Source organism: Pseudomonas sp. PICF141, assembly GCF_002286815.1.
Classification (GTDB): domain Bacteria; phylum Pseudomonadota; class Gammaproteobacteria; order Pseudomonadales; family Pseudomonadaceae; genus Aquipseudomonas.
This window is the reverse complement of sequence record NZ_MUNM01000040.1, coordinates 277896-292544: the sequence shown is the minus strand read 5'-3', so window position 1 is coordinate 292544 and position 14649 is coordinate 277896. Positions and strand designations below refer to the sequence as shown.

Sequence of the window (14649 nt, the reverse complement as noted above, 5' to 3'; positions counted from 1 at the left end):
CCGGATAGATGAAAGCAAGCCAAACACGCATCAAAAACAGTATTGCAGAAAAGGGGGTAACCATAGATGTAGGAGCGAGGCTTGCCCGCGAAGAACGATAACGCGGTGCTCCAGGCAGACCGCGGTGATCCATTCGCGGGAAAGCCTCGCTCCTACAGTATTGCGGGTTATGAAAAAGCCCCTGAATCATGAGATTCAGGGGCTTCGTTTTAACCGGATTCCCGATCAGGCCGCTTCGATCTTGCTGCGGTTCTGTTCGACCTTGTTCAGGTAATCCTTGAGCTTTTGCTGTTCCGCCGGGGTGGTGAACAGCCCAAGCTTTGTGCGGCGCCACAGAATGTCGTCGGCGGTGCTCGCCCATTCTTCGCAGCACAGGTAATCCACTTCGCGCGTGTAGAGACCGCCGCCGATGTGTTCGCCCAGATCATCAAGGTTTTCCACACCTTCGAGCATGCGCCAGGCGCGGCTGCCATAGGTGGTGGCCCAACGTCGGGCGATCTCGGTGGGCACCCAGTCGAACTTGTCGCGCAGCCGCGAGCTCAAGGCCTGCGGCGTGGTCATGTCTTCGCCGCCGGGCAGGGGCGCGCCGGCAGTCCAGCTTGGCTTGATGTGCGTGAAGTATGGAGCCAGTTGCGCCAGTGCCGATTCGGCCAGTTTGCGGTAAGTCGTCAGTTTGCCGCCGAACACCGACAGCAGCGGCGCTTCGTCGGCACCGCCCGACAATGCCAGGGTGTAGTCGCGGGTGACGGCCGAGGGGTTGTCGGATTCGTCGTTGCACAGCGGACGTACGCCGGAATAACTGTGCAGGATATCGTCGCGGCTGACCTGCTTCTTGAAGTGGGCGTTGACCACTCTGAGCAGGTAATCGGTTTCGCCTTCAGTGATCGCGACTTTCGCCGGGTCGCCCGTGTATTCACGGTCGGTGGTGCCGATCAGGGTGAAGTGGTTCAAGTACGGGATGGTGAAGACGATGCGCTGGTCTTCGTTTTGCAGAATGTGCGCGTGTTCGCCTTCATACAGCTTCGGCACGATCAGGTGGCTGCCCTGGATCAGACGGATGCCGTACGGCGATTCCATCTTCAGGTCGTCACGGATGAACTGGGCAACCCACGGGCCGGCTGCGTTCACCAGTGCTTTGGCGCGGATCGAAAACAGGCTGCCATCGGCGCGTTCCAGGTGCAGGTGCCACAAGCCCTTGGTGCGACGGGCATTGACGCAACGGGTTTGGGTATGGACGTGAGCGCCTTTCTCGCGGGCGGCCATGGCGTTGAGCACCACCAGACGTGCGTCGTCGACCCAGCAATCGGAATATTCGAAGCCTTTGGTGATTTCGTTTTTCAGCGGGCTGTCCGGGCCGAATTTCAGACTTTTCGAGCCTTCGAGTTTTTCTCGCTTGCCCAGGTGATCATAAAGGAACAGGCCAGCGCGGATCATCCAGGCCGGACGCAGGTGCGGGCGGTGCGGCAGCACGAAACGCATCTGTTTGACAATGTGCGGCGCCTTGGCCAGCAGCACTTCGCGCTCGGCGAGGGCTTCGCGCACCAGGCGAAATTCGTAATGTTCGAGGTAGCGCAGACCGCCGTGGATCAGCTTGCTGCTGGCGGACGAGGTGTGGCTGGCCAGGTCATCCTTTTCGCAAAGGAACACCGAAAGACCGCGACCGGCGGCATCCGCTGCGATCCCCACGCCATTGATCCCACCACCGATGACGGCGATATCGTAAACCTCGGCGAGAGGGGGCGTAGGCAAGGTAGAAGTGGGCATCGGCTGGCCTCGGGCTTTAGATTTTCTATATTGGAATTCGAACATTAATGTTCATTTGCGAAAATACTAGCCCATAAAGACGCGCGCAGCCAGTCAACTTCGATTGAAAATACTGATCGAAGGACGGTTAAAGGAAAATTTACGAACATTTGTGGCGAGGGGCTTGCCCCCGTTCGACTGCGCAGCAGTCGCAGAGCGGGTTGCGATGTTTAACTGAGGATTGGCGGTGAATGTTTTGGGGCCGCTTCGCGGCCCAACGGAGGCAAGCCCCCTCGCCACAGGGGACCGATGTGCTTACACGACTTCCAGACGAATCTTGTGCTGGCTCAACAACTGCGCCAAGGCCGGCGAAGGCGGTTGATCGGTGACCAGGCAATCGATCAGGCTGATCGGCCCCAGACGAATCATGGCGTTGCGCCCGAATTTGCTGGAGTCGGCAGCCAGAATCACCTGCCGGGCATTGGCAATGATCGCCTGGGATACCCGCACTTCCTGATAATCGAAATCCAGCAGGCTGCCGTCTTCATCAATGCCGCTGATGCCGACCAGGGCGAAGTCGACCTTGAACTGGTTTATGAAATCGACACTCGCCTGACCCACCACGCCACCGTCGCGCCGCACGTTGCCACCGGTCAGCAGCACGTCGAAATCGTCCTTGGCGCTGAGCATCGAGGCCACATGCAGGTTGTTGGTGATGATCTTCAGGTGGTTATGGTTGAGCAGCGCCCGGGCGATGGATTCGGTGGTGGTGCCGATATTGATGAACAGCGAGGCGTGATCGGGAATCTGAGCGGCAATGGCTTCGCCGATACGCTGTTTTTCATCGCGCATCTGATCGGCGCGCATGGCGTAGGCAGTGTTTTCGACGCTGGAGTCGTAGGCTGCGCCGCCGTGGTAGCGACGCAACAGATTGACTTCCGCCAGTTGATTGATATCGCGGCGGATGGTTTGCGGTGTAACGACGAACAGCTGGGCCATTTCCTCGATGCTGACATAGCCGCGTTCGCGGACCAGTTCGAGGATTTGCTGCTGACGGGGAGGCAGATTCATGGGGCTTCCTTTGGGCTGCCGTGCAAAATTTGCCCATGATGCCGCAGGAATCCGCTCCCTACCAGTTAGAACCCGACCTTGGCTTATTCAGCACCCTCATGCGGTTCCCAGTCACGGGTGCGGCTGACCGCTTTTTTCCAGCCGGCGTAGAGTTTTTCCTTCGCGGTTTCGTCCAGTGTCGGTTCGAACTCGCGCTCGATCACTGCCTTGCCGCGCAACTCGTCCAGGCTGCCCCAGAAGCCGCAGGCCAGGCCGGCCAGGTAAGCCGCGCCCAACGCGGTGGTTTCGCGCATTTTCGGACGCTCGACCTGCGTACCAAGGATGTCGGCCTGGAATTGCATCAGGAAATTGTTCGCGACCGCGCCGCCGTCCACGCGCAGGGACTTGAGGCGTTCACCGGAATCCTGCTGCATGGCGTCCAGGACGTCGCGGGTCTGGTAGGCAATCGACTCCAGTGCGGCACGAATGATGTGATCCACGCGTACGCCGCGGGTCAGGCCGAACAAGGCGCCACGGGCATACGGGTCCCAGTACGGCGCCCCCAGACCGGTGAAGGCCGGCACCAGGTAAACGCCGTTGCTGTCCTTGACCTTGTTGGCGAAGTATTCGGTGTCGTGGGCGTCGTTGATGATTTTCAACTCGTCACGCAGCCACTGCACGGTGGAGCCACCGTTGAATACCGCGCCTTCCAGGGCGTAGGCCACTTCGCCACGCGGGCCGCAAGCGATGGTGGTGAGCATACCGTGTCTGGATTTCACCGCTTTGTCGCCGGTGTTCATTAGCAGGAAGCAACCGGTACCGTAGGTATTTTTCGCCTGGCCTGGCTCGACGCACATCTGGCCGAAGAGGGCTGCCTGCTGGTCGCCGGCGATACCGCCAATGGCGATGCCACTTTTGGTGTGGCCGTAGATTTCGGACGAGGATTTAACTTCCGGCAGCATCTCGCGCGGGATGTCGAGGACCTCCAGCATCTTCGCGTCCCACTCCAGCGTGTGGATGTTGAAGAGCATGGTGCGCGAGGCGTTTGTGTAGTCGGTGACGTGTACTTTGCCGCCGGTAAATTTCCAGATCAGCCAGCTGTCGACAGTACCGAACAACAGTTCACCCTTGCGCGCACGTTCACGGCTGCCTTCGACGTTGTCGAGGATCCACTTGAGCTTGGTGCCGGAGAAGTACGGGTCGGTGACCAGGCCCGTGGTGTCGCTGATGTATTGCTCGTGGCCATCGCGCTTGAGCTGTTGGCAGATTTCGGTACTGCGCCGGCACTGCCAGACGATCGCGTTGTAGATCGGGCGGCCGGTGGTCTTGTCCCAGACCACGGTGGTTTCGCGCTGGTTGGTGATGCCGATGGCTGCGACCTGATCGTGATGCAGGCCGGCCTGCGCCAGAGCCTCGACCATCACGGCGCTTTGGGTGGCGAAGATTTCCATCGGGTCATGTTCGACCCAACCGGCTTGCGGGTAATGCTGTGCGAATTCGCGCTGGGCGGTGCAGACCACATTGGCGTCACGGTCGAAAATAATCGCGCGGGAGCTGGTCGTACCCTGATCGAGGGCAATGATGTAGTTCTTATTCTGAATGTCGGTCATGTCGATTGCCTTGGACGAAAGTTGGGAAGTGAGGTCAGGCGCGTGGACAGGAGCATGCGCCAACGGTTTCAAGACGTTCTTGGTTTGCCGTCAATGGCCGGTGCTGCATCCTTTGTAGCAGGTATGGCGCTGGGCAGATGACGGGCAATCAGCCCGCGATACGCTGCAGCACCGAGGCAGGCACCGACAATCGGTGCAAAAATCGGGATCAGGAAGTACGGGATATCGCGCCCGCCAGTGAAGGAAATTTCACCCCAGCCGGCGAAGAAAGTCATCAGTTTAGGACCGAAGTCGCGAGCCGGGTTCATCGCGAAACCGGTCAACGGGCCCATCGAGCTGCCGATCACGGCAATCAGCAGGCCAATCAGCAGCGGTGCCAGCGGCCCTTTGGGCAGGCCATTGTTGTCGTCGGTCAACGACATGATCACGCCCATTAATATGGCGGTGATGATCACTTCAACCAAAAAGGCCTGGGCAGTGGTCAGGGCGGGGTTCGGGAAAGTGGAGAACACCGATGCCAATTCAAGGCTGGCCTGGGTTCCACGAACCATTTGGTGAGTTTGTTCGAAATCGAAGAAAAGGTTGCTGTACAGCGTGTAAACCAACAAGGCCCCGCAAAAGGCACCGGCCACTTGGGAGAAGATATAGAAAGGCAGTTTGCGCTTTTCGAAGTCGGCGAAAATGCTTAGCGCGATACTCACGGCAGGATTGAGGTGCGCACCGGAAACACCGGCGGTGAGGTAGATCGCCATGCTGACGCCAACTCCCCAGATGATGCTGATTTCCCACAGCCCGAAGCTGGCACCCGCTACCTTGAGCGCGGCAACGCAACCGGTACCGAAAAAGATGAGCAGTGCAGTCCCCAGAAACTCAGCCATGCATTGGCTCGAGAGCGACGGTTGTTGTAAAGCAGTTGTCATTGAAAACCTCGTTTTTGTTGTTGTCTGGCGCTTTTGATCAAAGTCAAAGTGCGATTTTCACCAAGTCAGGATCCCCATCCGGAGCTCGGCTTACTGCTGGGTGCGGCGATGAGACATTCGTGCAGTATTCAGATTCGAAAAAATATAGACAAGAAACGCTGCTGTCAAAGGTCGAAAGTGAACCGATGGTCATAATTCAACTATTAGTCCTGTGAATGACTTTGTTGTTAATCAGCCAAATCGGCCTTGATCGAACGGCGAGGCAGGGGCTCCAGCCTTTGAAATAGCGCCGCAATAGAGCCTTTTATTGATCAATGACCTAGAATCGTGCGCAGTATTTTTCTTCTGCCGCCAAGCTTGGAGCTGCCATGACCCCCGCATTGGATTTGTTGAAAAAAGTTCGTGCCGAACATCGCGTGCACAGTTACGAACATGATCCGAAGGCAGCGTCCTATGGTCTGGAGGCCGCGGAAAAACTGGGGTTGGACCCGGCGCAGGTATTCAAGACATTGCTGGCGGCCAGCGAAAAAGGGGAATTGTTGGTGGCGGTGGTGCCGGTCGTCGGAAGTCTGGACCTGAAGGCGCTGGCGCAGGCCGCAGGGGTGAAGAAAGTTGAAATGGCCGATCCCGCGGCTGCACAGCGCTCGACAGGTTATCTGTTAGGCGGCATCAGTCCGCTGGGGCAGAAGAAACGCCTGCGTACCTTTATCGATCATTCGGCTCAGCCTTTTCCCAGCATCTTCGTCAGCGCCGGACGACGTGGGCTGGAAGTCGAACTGGCGCCGGCTGCGTTGGCCGAACACACCCAGGCGAAGTTCGCCGATATCGGCCGCGCCTGAACGGAAGACTTTGGACGCTCAGCCTGTATGGTGGAAATTGATGGGTTCTGTCACTGGTGAAGGGTTCTTCCTGGCTTCATGCTCGTCGACCTGAAAAAGGGAGGAAATGGCATGCAGCTAGAGTTTCATCAGGTCGACGCGTTCAGCAATCGGCCATTCAGTGGCAACCCGGCGATGGTGTACCGGCTCGATTCCTGGCTCGACGATGAGTTGATGCAAAAAATCGCCGCCGAACACAACCTCGCCGAAACCGCGTTTCTGGTGCGTGAGGGTCCGGTCTGGCACATCCGCTGGTTTACCCCGACCACCGAAGTCCCGTTATGCGGCCATGCAACCCTGGCCAGCGCCTATGTTCTGTTTGAAGTCTATAAGGAACCGATCGAACGGCTGGATTTCATCTGCAAGTCCGGCCCGCTGAGTGTCAGTCGTGAGGGCGAGCGTTTGTGGCTGGATTTCCCGGTCATCGTGCCGACAGAAGTGGACGTGACCGCGGATATCGAGCGCGCCTTGGGTGTGAAAGCAATCGACATTCTGGGTTCGACAGAGTTGTTCATCGTGCTGGAATCCGAGCAAGCGGTACTCGACTGTCAGCCGGACATGATTGCGCTGGCAAAACTGCCGTGGCTGGGCGCCATTGTGACGGCCAAGGGCAACAAGCATGATTTTGTATCGCGATACTTTGCCCCGGCAATCGGCATTGACGAAGACCCGGTGACCGGGTCGACCCATTGCAGCCTGATTCCGTATTGGTCGGAACGCTTGAACAAGTCGAACCTGACGGCTTATCAGTGTTCAGCCCGAGGCGGTGAGTTGTTTTGCCAGCTGGAAGGGGATCGAGTGAGTATTGGCGGCAATGCCACGCTTGTTGCAAGCGGCAAATTAATGCTCGGATGATTTTTTGTAGGACTGAGCGGTGCGGCGATCCGACTTGCCCGCGAAGGCGGCGTGTCAGTCGACATCATCATTGACTGACATGACGCCTTCGCGGGCAAGCCACGCTCCTACAGGTTCCCGTGTCAGCTAGCGGAGCTGTACCGCCGAACACCGGATTCGATCACCGGAATCTGCGCCGCCATGCTGCCGGAAGCCTGGAACAGCACCAGGTGTTCCGCCGCCACCCGAATGCCGACTTCAGCACCGACCAGATGATCGGCATGACTCGGGAAAATCGATTCCAGCTGCGCGCCCGTAGGTAACAGCAAGCGATACAAGGTTGATGCGCCCTGGAAACTCTTGCCAACAATCTGCGCCCTCAGTGGGCTGTCCGGCGCATAGACGATATCGTCCGGACGCAACAACACATCCACAGCACAACCGATTGGCCAGGTGTAGGCACGGTTGCCGCGTAATTCACCCAACTCGGTTTGCACCGACTCCGGGCTGCTCAATTGGCCGCGAATGAAGTAACCCTGGCCAATGAAACTGGCCACGAATGGCGTCAGGGGTTCGTGATAAAGGTTGTAGGGCGTATCCCACTGCTCCAGGCGACCTTCCTTGAAAACACCGACATGGTCACTGACCGCGAAGGCTTCTTCCTGATCGTGGGTCACCAGGATTGCGCTGGTGCCGCGAGCCTTGAGAATGGCGCGTACTTCATGACTGAGCTTGCGTCGCAATTCACCGTCGAGGTTGGAAAACGGTTCGTCGAGCAACAGCAGTTGTGGTTCCGGCGCCAGGGCGCGGGCCAACGCCACACGTTGCTGCTGGCCACCGGACAGCTCGTGGGGGAAGCGCTTGCCGAGGTTTTTCAGGTTGACCAGTTCGAGCAGTTCTTCGGTGATGCGATCCTTTTGCGGGTGCTTGCGGATCCCGAAAGCAATGTTCTCGGCCACGCTCAAATGCGGAAACAGTGCGTAATCCTGAAACACCATGCCAATCCGGCGCTTCTCCGGGGCGAGGGTGAAGCCGGCGCTGGAGATGGTCTCGCCCGCCAACTGGATTTCCCCTTCATGCACCGGTTCAAAACCGGCAATCGCCCGCAGGGTGGTGGTTTTGCCGCAGCCCGAAGACCCCAGCAGGCAACCGATATCGCCGGCATTCAAATGCAGGTTGAGGTTCTGCACAACCCGCTGGTTTTGGTAACCGCAGACCAGGTTGCGCAAATTCAGCAGTAATGGCTGGCTCATGCGTGGTGGTATGAAGGCGGGACGAGGAATTCGAGCAAGGCCTTTTGTGCGTGAAGACGGTTTTCCGCTTGATCCCAGGCCACTGAGCGTGAGTCGTCGAGCAGGTCGAGGCTGATTTCCTCCCCACGGTGAGCGGGCAGGCAATGCATGAACAATACGTCCGGCGCGGCGAGGTCGAGCAGGGCACGGTTGACCTGGAAAGGTGCGAACAACTTCAGGCGCTTGGCGGTTTCCTCTTCCTGGCCCATTGAGGTCCAGACATCGGTGCTCACCAGGTGCGCGCCGCGCACGGCTTCTTGCGGATCGCGGACGATGGTCACCCGATCGCCGGCTTTAGCCACAAACTCAGGATTGGGTTCGTAACCTTCCGGGCAGGCGATGCGCAACTGGAAGTCGAACTGGATCGCCGCTTCTATATAGCTGTTGCACATGTTGTTGCCATCGCCGATCCAGGCCACGGTCTTGCCTTGAATCGAACCGCGATGTTCGAGGAAGGTTTGCATGTCGGCCAGCAACTGGCAGGGGTGCAGATCGTCGGACAGGCCGTTGATCACCGGCACGCGGGAATTGGCGGCGAATTCGGTCAGGGTGCTATGGGCAAAGGTACGGATCATCACCGCATCGAGCATGCTCGACATGACGATGGCGCAGTCGCCGATCGGCTCGCCACGACCCAATTGGGTGTCGCGTGGCGACAGGAATATCGCCTGGCCGCCGAGCTGGATCATGCCGGCTTCGAACGAAATACGGGTGCGGGTCGAGGACTTCTCGAAAATCATCCCCAGGACCCGGTTTTTCAAAGGCTCGAACAGTACGCCGCGGTTACGCAGGTCCTTGAGCTCAACGCCTCGACGGATCACGCTGACCAGCTCTTCGGGCGTGCAATCCATCAGGGAGAGAAAGTGCCTTGCGCTCATCATTGACTACCTTTTTGCAACAGACCGCAGATACTCAAAGCCTTGTTTAACTGAAAAACGGGCGAGACCTGCGGCGTAAGCCGCACGGGGCGACGAAATAGGGGAAGGCGCGATATTGACATTAAATGTCGCGTTTTTCCAATGGGCTACGGTGTTTAGGGGATTTCAGAGGGGCTACGGGTGATTGCAGTAGCGCTTTTGAAGCCTGTTTCCTGACAGCAGCTAACCATTTGTACACCGCGCTCGCCGGGCTTGGCAATCAAACAGGGCGCGGGCGACACGCTGGCGGTCGGTTTTTGACCTGTTATTCGGGCCTTTGGCGGGCAATGTGTCTTGTCCGAAACATTTGCTAAAGCAAAGTGCTGCGTTATAACTAAGGCACGAGCGATGCAGGAAGCGATCCGGAATGGAATCGAAAGAACAGCTGTTAATGGAATTACTCGGGCTGACGGCCCGCTCTCTGACTCACCTCACTGCGTCCATGACCTCGATGTCTTTCGAGTTGTTGCGCAGTGAAGACGAAGTCACGAAGGCGGCCGGTCGGCACATGATTGACCGCATGGCCACCATCAGCGCCGGGCTGGACGAGCATTGGCGACTGATCGGCGAGCTCACGGGCGTGCATGTTGCCCACGAGCAGATCGAAACCATCGAGGAGATCCAGTTGCAGGCGCCGCCGAGTCTGCCGTCAAACTGATCCCTTGCTGCCATCGGCTGGCCTGATGGTCGCCGATTCACAAGACGAACATGGCTGGCAAAGGGGCGGATCGCGCGCCATAGTTTTGTTCCCGCGGCCGCTATTGCCCGCCCAGAATAAAACAGAGACTGGCCATGACCAAGACTCTCCATCACCGTGCATGCCACCTGTGTGAAGCCATCTGCGGCCTGACCATCGAAACCACCGAGGTCGAAGGCGGCGACGTACAAATCACCTCGATCAAGGGGGATCCACAGGACACCTTCAGTCGCGGGCACATCTGCCCCAAAGCGGTTGCCCTGCAAGACATTCAGAATGATCCGGATCGCCTGCGTCAGCCGATGCGACGGACAGGCAGCGAATGGCAACCTATGGAATGGGAAGACGCTTTCAGTCTTGTAGCCGAGCGTCTGGCGGCGATCCAGGAGCGTCACGGGCAGAACGCGGTGGCGGTCTATCAGGGCAATCCCAGCGTACACAACTACGGGTTGATGACCCACAGCAATTATTTCCTCGGCCTGCTGAAAACCCGCAACCGGTTTTCCGCGACGTCGGTCGATCAATTGCCCCATCACCTGACCAGTCATTTGATGTATGGCCACGGCTTGCTGCTGCCGATCCCGGACATCGATCACACCGATTTCATGCTGATCCTGGGCGGCAATCCACTGGCCTCCAATGGCAGCATCATGACCGTGCCGGATGTGGAGAAGCGCCTCAAGGCGATTCAGGCCCGGGGCGGCAAAGTGGTGGTGGTCGATCCGCGTCGCAGCGAGACGGCGGCGATGGCTGATCAGCATCTGTTCGTGCGCCCCGGTGGCGACGCGGCGCTGTTGTTCGGGCTGCTCAATACTTTGTTCGCCGAAGGCTTGAGCCGCGACAGTCATTTACCCGTCGACGGCCTGGATGAGGTGCGTGAAGCGATCGCGGGTTTCACTGCCGAGGCCATGAGCCCACTCTGCGCGGTGCCCGCCGAGCAGATCCGCCAACTGGCACGCGACTTCGCGGCAGCGCCGACAGCGGTCTGCTATGGGCGAATGGGGGTTTCGACCCAGGCTTTCGGCACCCTGTGCCATTGGCTGGTGCAACTGATCAATCTGGTCACCGGCAACCTCGACCGGGTGGGCGGTGCGTTGTGCACCGAGCCTGCGGTGGATCTGGTGGCGTCGACCTCGGGCGGGCATTTCAACCGCTGGCAGAGCCGCGTGTCCGGGCGTCCGGAATACGCCGGAGAATTGCCCGTATCGGCGCTGGCCGAAGAGATGCTCACCGAAGGGGAAGGGCAGGTCCGCGCGCTGATCACCGTCGCGGGTAACCCGGTGCTGTCCACGCCCAATGGCCGACAACTGGAGCAGGCCCTGGACGGGTTGGAGTTCATGGTGAGTGTTGACCTGTACATCAATGAAACCACCCGTTATGCCGACCTGATCCTGCCGTCGACGTCGGCACTGGAAAACGATCATTACGACACCACGTTCAACCTGTTCGCGGTGCGCAACGTCACCCGCTTCAATCGGGCGATCCTGGCCAAGCCTGAAGGCGCGCTGCATGACTGGGAAATCTTCGTGGGGCTGGCCAAAGCCTTTGCGGCCAGGACCGGCAAGGAACTTAAACCGACCATCGCGCCGGCGCAGATGATCGATCACGGGTTGCGGATGGGCCTGTATGGCGACGCTTCGCACCATAAGCTGTCACTGGCGACCCTGTTCGATCATCCTCATGGTATTGATCTCGGGGCGCTCAAACCCAATCTGGCGCCGCGCTTGAAAACGGCCAATCAGCGAGTCCAGGCGGCACCCGCCCAGATTCTCGCCGACCTGGCGCGCTTCGCCGCACTGCAAGCACCGGCTGCCGACGAGTTGCTGCTGATCGGCCGCCGCCACGTGCGCAGCAATAATTCGTGGATGCACAATTATCACCGTCTGGTGAAAGGCAAACCGCGCCATCAATTGTTGATGAACCCGGATGACTTGGCCTGCCGCGGAATCAGCGATGGGCAGCGGGTGCGCGTCAGTTCGCGGGTCGGGGTGATCGAGGTTGAAGTGGTCGCCAGCGTGGATATGATGAAAGGTGTGGTCAGCCTTCCTCACGGTTGGGGTCATGCACGACCGGGTGTGCAGATGACGATTGCCAGCGGTCAACCCGGCTCCAGCGCCAATGACCTGACTGACGAACGTCAGCTCGATGAGTTGTCGGGTAATGCGGCGTTGAACGGCGTACCGGTGACCGTAGTGGCGGCGTGAACATGACTGTCGGGGAGGCCGAGCATGGCGCTCGGGTTTCCGTTACAATGCGCCACCGTGCCGACCACTGAGTCGGAAAGTTCAGCCGAGGTGCTCCATGGATATCATCGAAACGATTAAAGAGCAGATTGCCAACAACACCATTCTGCTTTACATGAAAGGCTCGCCGAATGCCCCACAGTGTGGCTTCTCCGCGAAAGCCGCACAGGCTGTAATGGCCTGTGGCGAAAAGTTTGCCTATGTGGACATCCTGCAGAACCCGGAAATCCGCGCCAACCTGCCCAAATACGCCAACTGGCCAACCTTCCCGCAATTGTGGGTTGGTGGCGAGCTGATCGGGGGCAGCGACATCATGACTGAAATGGCTGCTGACGGTTCGTTGCAAGCAACGATCAAAGCTGCTGTTGAAGCTGCTGCTGCCAACAAGACCGACGCCTGATTCGATACCTGTGTAGGAGCGAGCGGGCGGCGATCCGACTTGCCCGCGAAGAACGATAACGCGGTGTTATTGATAAACCGCATCATCGTTCTTCGCGGGCAAGCCTCGCTCCTACAAGAGCGTGTCTCGTCCTGAAATAGGTTTACACCCGTTTCAGGACGAGATAGCGCACATAAAAAAGCCCCGCCTCTTTGAAAGAGAGCGGGGCTTTTTATTGCATCGCAATTAACGGTGCAGAATTTACTCGTCGCCCATCTGCGACTGCAGATAGTTCTCAAGACCGACTTTATCGATCAGGCCCAATTGGGTTTCCAGCCAGTCGATATGTTCTTCTTCGGATTCAAGAATGTCTTCGAGCAGTTCACGGCTACCGAAGTCACCAACAGTTTCGCAGTGAGCGATAGCGACTTTCAGATCGGCATGGCCGTCGCGTTCGATCTTCAAGTCACACTCAAGCATTTCCTTGGTGTGTTCGCCAATGTTCAGCTTACCCAGGTCCTGGACGTTCGGCAGGCCTTCAAGGAACAGGATGCGCTTGATCAGCTTGTCGGCGTGCTTCATCTCGTCGATGGATTCGTCGTACTCGTGCTTGCCGAGCTTGTTCAGACCCCAATCTTCATACATGCGCGCATGCAGAAAGTATTGATTGATCGCGACCAGCTCATTGCCAAGGATTTTGTTGAGGTGCTGGATGACTGTAATGTCGCCTTTCATGATGGGGTCCTGCCCTGTATTAGCTGTTTATGAGGCAGAGTTTGAGCCGCGTGATTAAGAGTGTCAAACCTAAGTTATTGAAACTTAAATGAAAATTAATCGGAATAAGAATGTTTGTGTTCCGCGTCTAGTGCGTAAGCGATTGATTTTCAGACATAAAAAAACCGGACATCAAGTCCGGTTCTTTGAAATACGGTCATTAAGCGGCGGTAAATTCTGCGGGGTAGGGGATCGATGCCTGAGCCGATTGCAGTTTGCCCAGGGTTTCACGGACCACTTCCTTGGCAAGGCAGGCGCATTTACCGCATTGGCCGGCTACGCCGGTAGCCTGACGGACTTCCTTATAGCTGCAGCAACCTTCATAGATTGCATCGCGGATTTGACCGTCGGTGACGCCAGTGCAGAGGCAGACATACATAAGTGAGAACCGTCGCTGGTTGTGACTCAATTGCGATGGATCTTAATGTTAACGAGAATGATTGTCAAAGTGGTTTCTGAAGCCTTTTCGTCATAAGGGCCTGTGACTGACGAACGGTTTCTTCTCACGTCGGCAAGAGAAAAATAGAGCAGCGGTCTTTTTACCGTCCAGGAAAAAAACCGTTAAGGCGCTAAGGACAGGTGAAAAACGCGGTGTATGATGGTCGGCCTTTTGCGAAGCAGGTTTGTGTCACAGGGCTGTCGCCCGAGGGTGGCAGGCTGGCATGAACCCTGTTCTTCAACGTTATTACACCAGGAGATATCCAATGAGCGTACTCGTAGGCAAACAAGCCCCTGACTTCACCGTACCAGCCGTACTCGGCAATGGCGAAATCGTAGACAGCTTCACCCTGTCCTCGGCCATCAAAGGCAAATACGGCCTGGTGTTCTTCTACCCACTGGACTTCACTTTCGTTTGCCCGTCCGAGCTGATCGCTCTGGACAACCGCATGGCTGACTTCGCAGAGCGCAACGTGGAAGTGGTCGCGGTGTCGATCGACTCGCACTTCACTCACAACGCATGGCGCAACACCCCGGTGAACAGCGGCGGCATCGGTCAGGTTCGTTACACCATGGCTGCCGACATCAAGCAGGAAATCATGAAGGCTTACGACGTTCAGTCCGCTGACGGCGTTGCCTTCCGTGGCGCGTTCCTGATCGACGACAAAGGCGTTGTCCGCTCGCAGATCGTCAACGACCTGCCGCTGGGCCGTAACATGGAAGAGCTGATCCGTCTGGTCGACGCTCTGCAATTCCACGAAGCGCACGGCGAAGTTTGCCCCGCCAACTGGAAAAAAGGCGACAAAGGCATGAACGCTTCGCCAGAAGGCGTTGCTGCATACCTGACCGAGCACGCTGCTGCGCTGTAAGCACG

14 protein-coding genes are annotated in these 14649 nt (G+C 57.8%); 6 read left to right on the top strand and 8 right to left on the bottom strand.

Features of this window, described 5'->3' with window-relative positions; genetic code table 11:
* Positions 1-225: 225 nt before the first annotated feature.
* The 4 genes from glpD to BZL43_RS10715 form a co-directional block, all read right to left on the bottom strand.
* On the bottom strand, positions 226-1764 hold the full coding sequence (gene glpD, locus BZL43_RS10730) for a glycerol-3-phosphate dehydrogenase (protein WP_095632281.1): 1539 nt from the start codon (positions 1762-1764) through the stop codon (positions 226-228).
* Between the two features lie 294 nt (positions 1765-2058).
* Positions 2059-2814 (bottom strand): DeoR/GlpR family transcriptional regulator, encoded by a 756-nt coding sequence (locus tag BZL43_RS10725; RefSeq protein WP_095632280.1) that lies wholly within the window; start codon positions 2812-2814, stop codon positions 2059-2061.
* Between the two features lie 83 nt (positions 2815-2897).
* Positions 2898-4403, bottom strand: coding sequence for a glycerol kinase GlpK (gene glpK, locus BZL43_RS10720; protein ID WP_095632279.1), 1506 nt, complete (start codon positions 4401-4403; stop codon positions 2898-2900).
* A gap of 68 nt (positions 4404-4471) precedes the next feature.
* The gene (locus BZL43_RS10715; RefSeq protein WP_095632278.1) at positions 4472-5323 is read right to left on the bottom strand and encodes an MIP/aquaporin family protein; all 852 of its coding nucleotides are present in this window, start codon (positions 5321-5323) and stop codon (positions 4472-4474) included.
* A 368-nt stretch (positions 5324-5691) separates the two neighbouring features.
* On the opposite strand from BZL43_RS10715, the gene ybaK reads away from it, so the two are divergent.
* Both ybaK and BZL43_RS10705 read left to right on the top strand, forming a co-directional pair.
* Entirely contained in the window at positions 5692-6162 is a 471-nt protein-coding gene (gene ybaK, locus BZL43_RS10710; protein ID WP_095632277.1) for a Cys-tRNA(Pro) deacylase, read from the top strand.
* A 111-nt stretch (positions 6163-6273) separates the two neighbouring features.
* Positions 6274-7056, top strand: a complete 783-nt coding sequence (locus tag BZL43_RS10705) for a PhzF family phenazine biosynthesis protein (RefSeq protein ID WP_095632276.1) — start codon at positions 6274-6276, stop codon at positions 7054-7056.
* Positions 7057-7178: 122 nt separating this feature from the next.
* On the opposite strand, the gene BZL43_RS10700 is transcribed toward BZL43_RS10705, so the two are convergent.
* On the bottom strand, positions 7179-8288 hold the full coding sequence (locus BZL43_RS10700) for an ABC transporter ATP-binding protein (RefSeq protein WP_095632275.1): 1110 nt from the start codon (positions 8286-8288) through the stop codon (positions 7179-7181).
* Positions 8285-9205, bottom strand: coding sequence for an ornithine carbamoyltransferase (gene argF / locus BZL43_RS10695; protein WP_032830187.1), 921 nt, complete (start codon positions 9203-9205; stop codon positions 8285-8287). Before argF ends, BZL43_RS10700 begins: the two co-directional genes overlap by 4 nt.
* A gap of 406 nt (positions 9206-9611) precedes the next feature.
* Between argF and BZL43_RS10690 the strand changes: the two genes are divergently transcribed.
* From BZL43_RS10690 to grxD, 3 genes are all read left to right on the top strand, one after another.
* Entirely contained in the window at positions 9612-9902 is a 291-nt protein-coding gene (locus BZL43_RS10690; protein WP_095632274.1) for a hypothetical protein, read from the top strand.
* 134 nt (positions 9903-10036) lie between these two features.
* Positions 10037-12145 (top strand): molybdopterin oxidoreductase family protein, encoded by a 2109-nt coding sequence (locus tag BZL43_RS10685; protein WP_095632273.1) that lies wholly within the window; start codon positions 10037-10039, stop codon positions 12143-12145.
* A 97-nt stretch (positions 12146-12242) separates the two neighbouring features.
* Positions 12243-12584 (top strand): Grx4 family monothiol glutaredoxin, encoded by a 342-nt coding sequence (grxD, locus tag BZL43_RS10680; RefSeq protein ID WP_095632272.1) that lies wholly within the window; start codon positions 12243-12245, stop codon positions 12582-12584.
* A 240-nt stretch (positions 12585-12824) separates the two neighbouring features.
* On the opposite strand, the gene bfr is transcribed toward grxD, so the two are convergent.
* Positions 12825-13298, bottom strand: a complete 474-nt coding sequence (bfr, locus tag BZL43_RS10675; RefSeq protein WP_095632271.1) for a bacterioferritin — start codon at positions 13296-13298, stop codon at positions 12825-12827.
* A gap of 199 nt (positions 13299-13497) precedes the next feature.
* Positions 13498-13716: a bacterioferritin-associated ferredoxin gene (locus BZL43_RS10670; RefSeq protein ID WP_095632270.1), complete on the bottom strand. Its 219-nt coding sequence runs from the start codon at positions 13714-13716 to the stop codon at positions 13498-13500.
* 325 nt (positions 13717-14041) lie between these two features.
* Between BZL43_RS10670 and BZL43_RS10665 the strand changes: the two genes are divergently transcribed.
* A complete protein-coding gene (locus BZL43_RS10665) occupies positions 14042-14644 on the top strand; it encodes a peroxiredoxin (protein WP_095632269.1) in 603 nt (200 codons plus the stop codon).
* The last annotated feature ends 5 nt before the right edge of the window (positions 14645-14649 follow it).

What these genes read in the sequence shown, in the direction of transcription:
- glpD (WP_095632281.1), bottom strand. Translation starts at nt 1,764, where the DNA reads ATGCCCACTTCTACCTTGCCTACGCCCCCTCTCGCCGAGGTTTACGAT.
- BZL43_RS10725 (WP_095632280.1), bottom strand. Translation starts at nt 2,814, where the DNA reads ATGAATCTGCCTCCCCGTCAGCAGCAAATCCTCGAACTGGTCCGCGAA.
- glpK (WP_095632279.1), bottom strand. Translation starts at nt 4,403, where the DNA reads ATGACCGACATTCAGAATAAGAACTACATCATTGCCCTCGATCAGGGT.
- BZL43_RS10715 (WP_095632278.1), bottom strand. Translation starts at nt 5,323, where the DNA reads ATGACAACTGCTTTACAACAACCGTCGCTCTCGAGCCAATGCATGGCT.
- ybaK (WP_095632277.1), top strand. Translation starts at nt 5,692, where the DNA reads ATGACCCCCGCATTGGATTTGTTGAAAAAAGTTCGTGCCGAACATCGC.
- BZL43_RS10705 (WP_095632276.1), top strand. Translation starts at nt 6,274, where the DNA reads ATGCAGCTAGAGTTTCATCAGGTCGACGCGTTCAGCAATCGGCCATTC.
- BZL43_RS10700 (WP_095632275.1), bottom strand. Translation starts at nt 8,288, where the DNA reads ATGAGCCAGCCATTACTGCTGAATTTGCGCAACCTGGTCTGCGGTTAC.
- argF (WP_032830187.1), bottom strand. Translation starts at nt 9,205, where the DNA reads ATGAGCGCAAGGCACTTTCTCTCCCTGATGGATTGCACGCCCGAAGAG.
- BZL43_RS10690 (WP_095632274.1), top strand. Translation starts at nt 9,612, where the DNA reads ATGGAATCGAAAGAACAGCTGTTAATGGAATTACTCGGGCTGACGGCC.
- BZL43_RS10685 (WP_095632273.1), top strand. Translation starts at nt 10,037, where the DNA reads ATGACCAAGACTCTCCATCACCGTGCATGCCACCTGTGTGAAGCCATC.
- grxD (WP_095632272.1), top strand. Translation starts at nt 12,243, where the DNA reads ATGGATATCATCGAAACGATTAAAGAGCAGATTGCCAACAACACCATT.
- bfr (WP_095632271.1), bottom strand. Translation starts at nt 13,298, where the DNA reads ATGAAAGGCGACATTACAGTCATCCAGCACCTCAACAAAATCCTTGGC.
- BZL43_RS10670 (WP_095632270.1), bottom strand. Translation starts at nt 13,716, where the DNA reads ATGTATGTCTGCCTCTGCACTGGCGTCACCGACGGTCAAATCCGCGAT.
- BZL43_RS10665 (WP_095632269.1), top strand. Translation starts at nt 14,042, where the DNA reads ATGAGCGTACTCGTAGGCAAACAAGCCCCTGACTTCACCGTACCAGCC.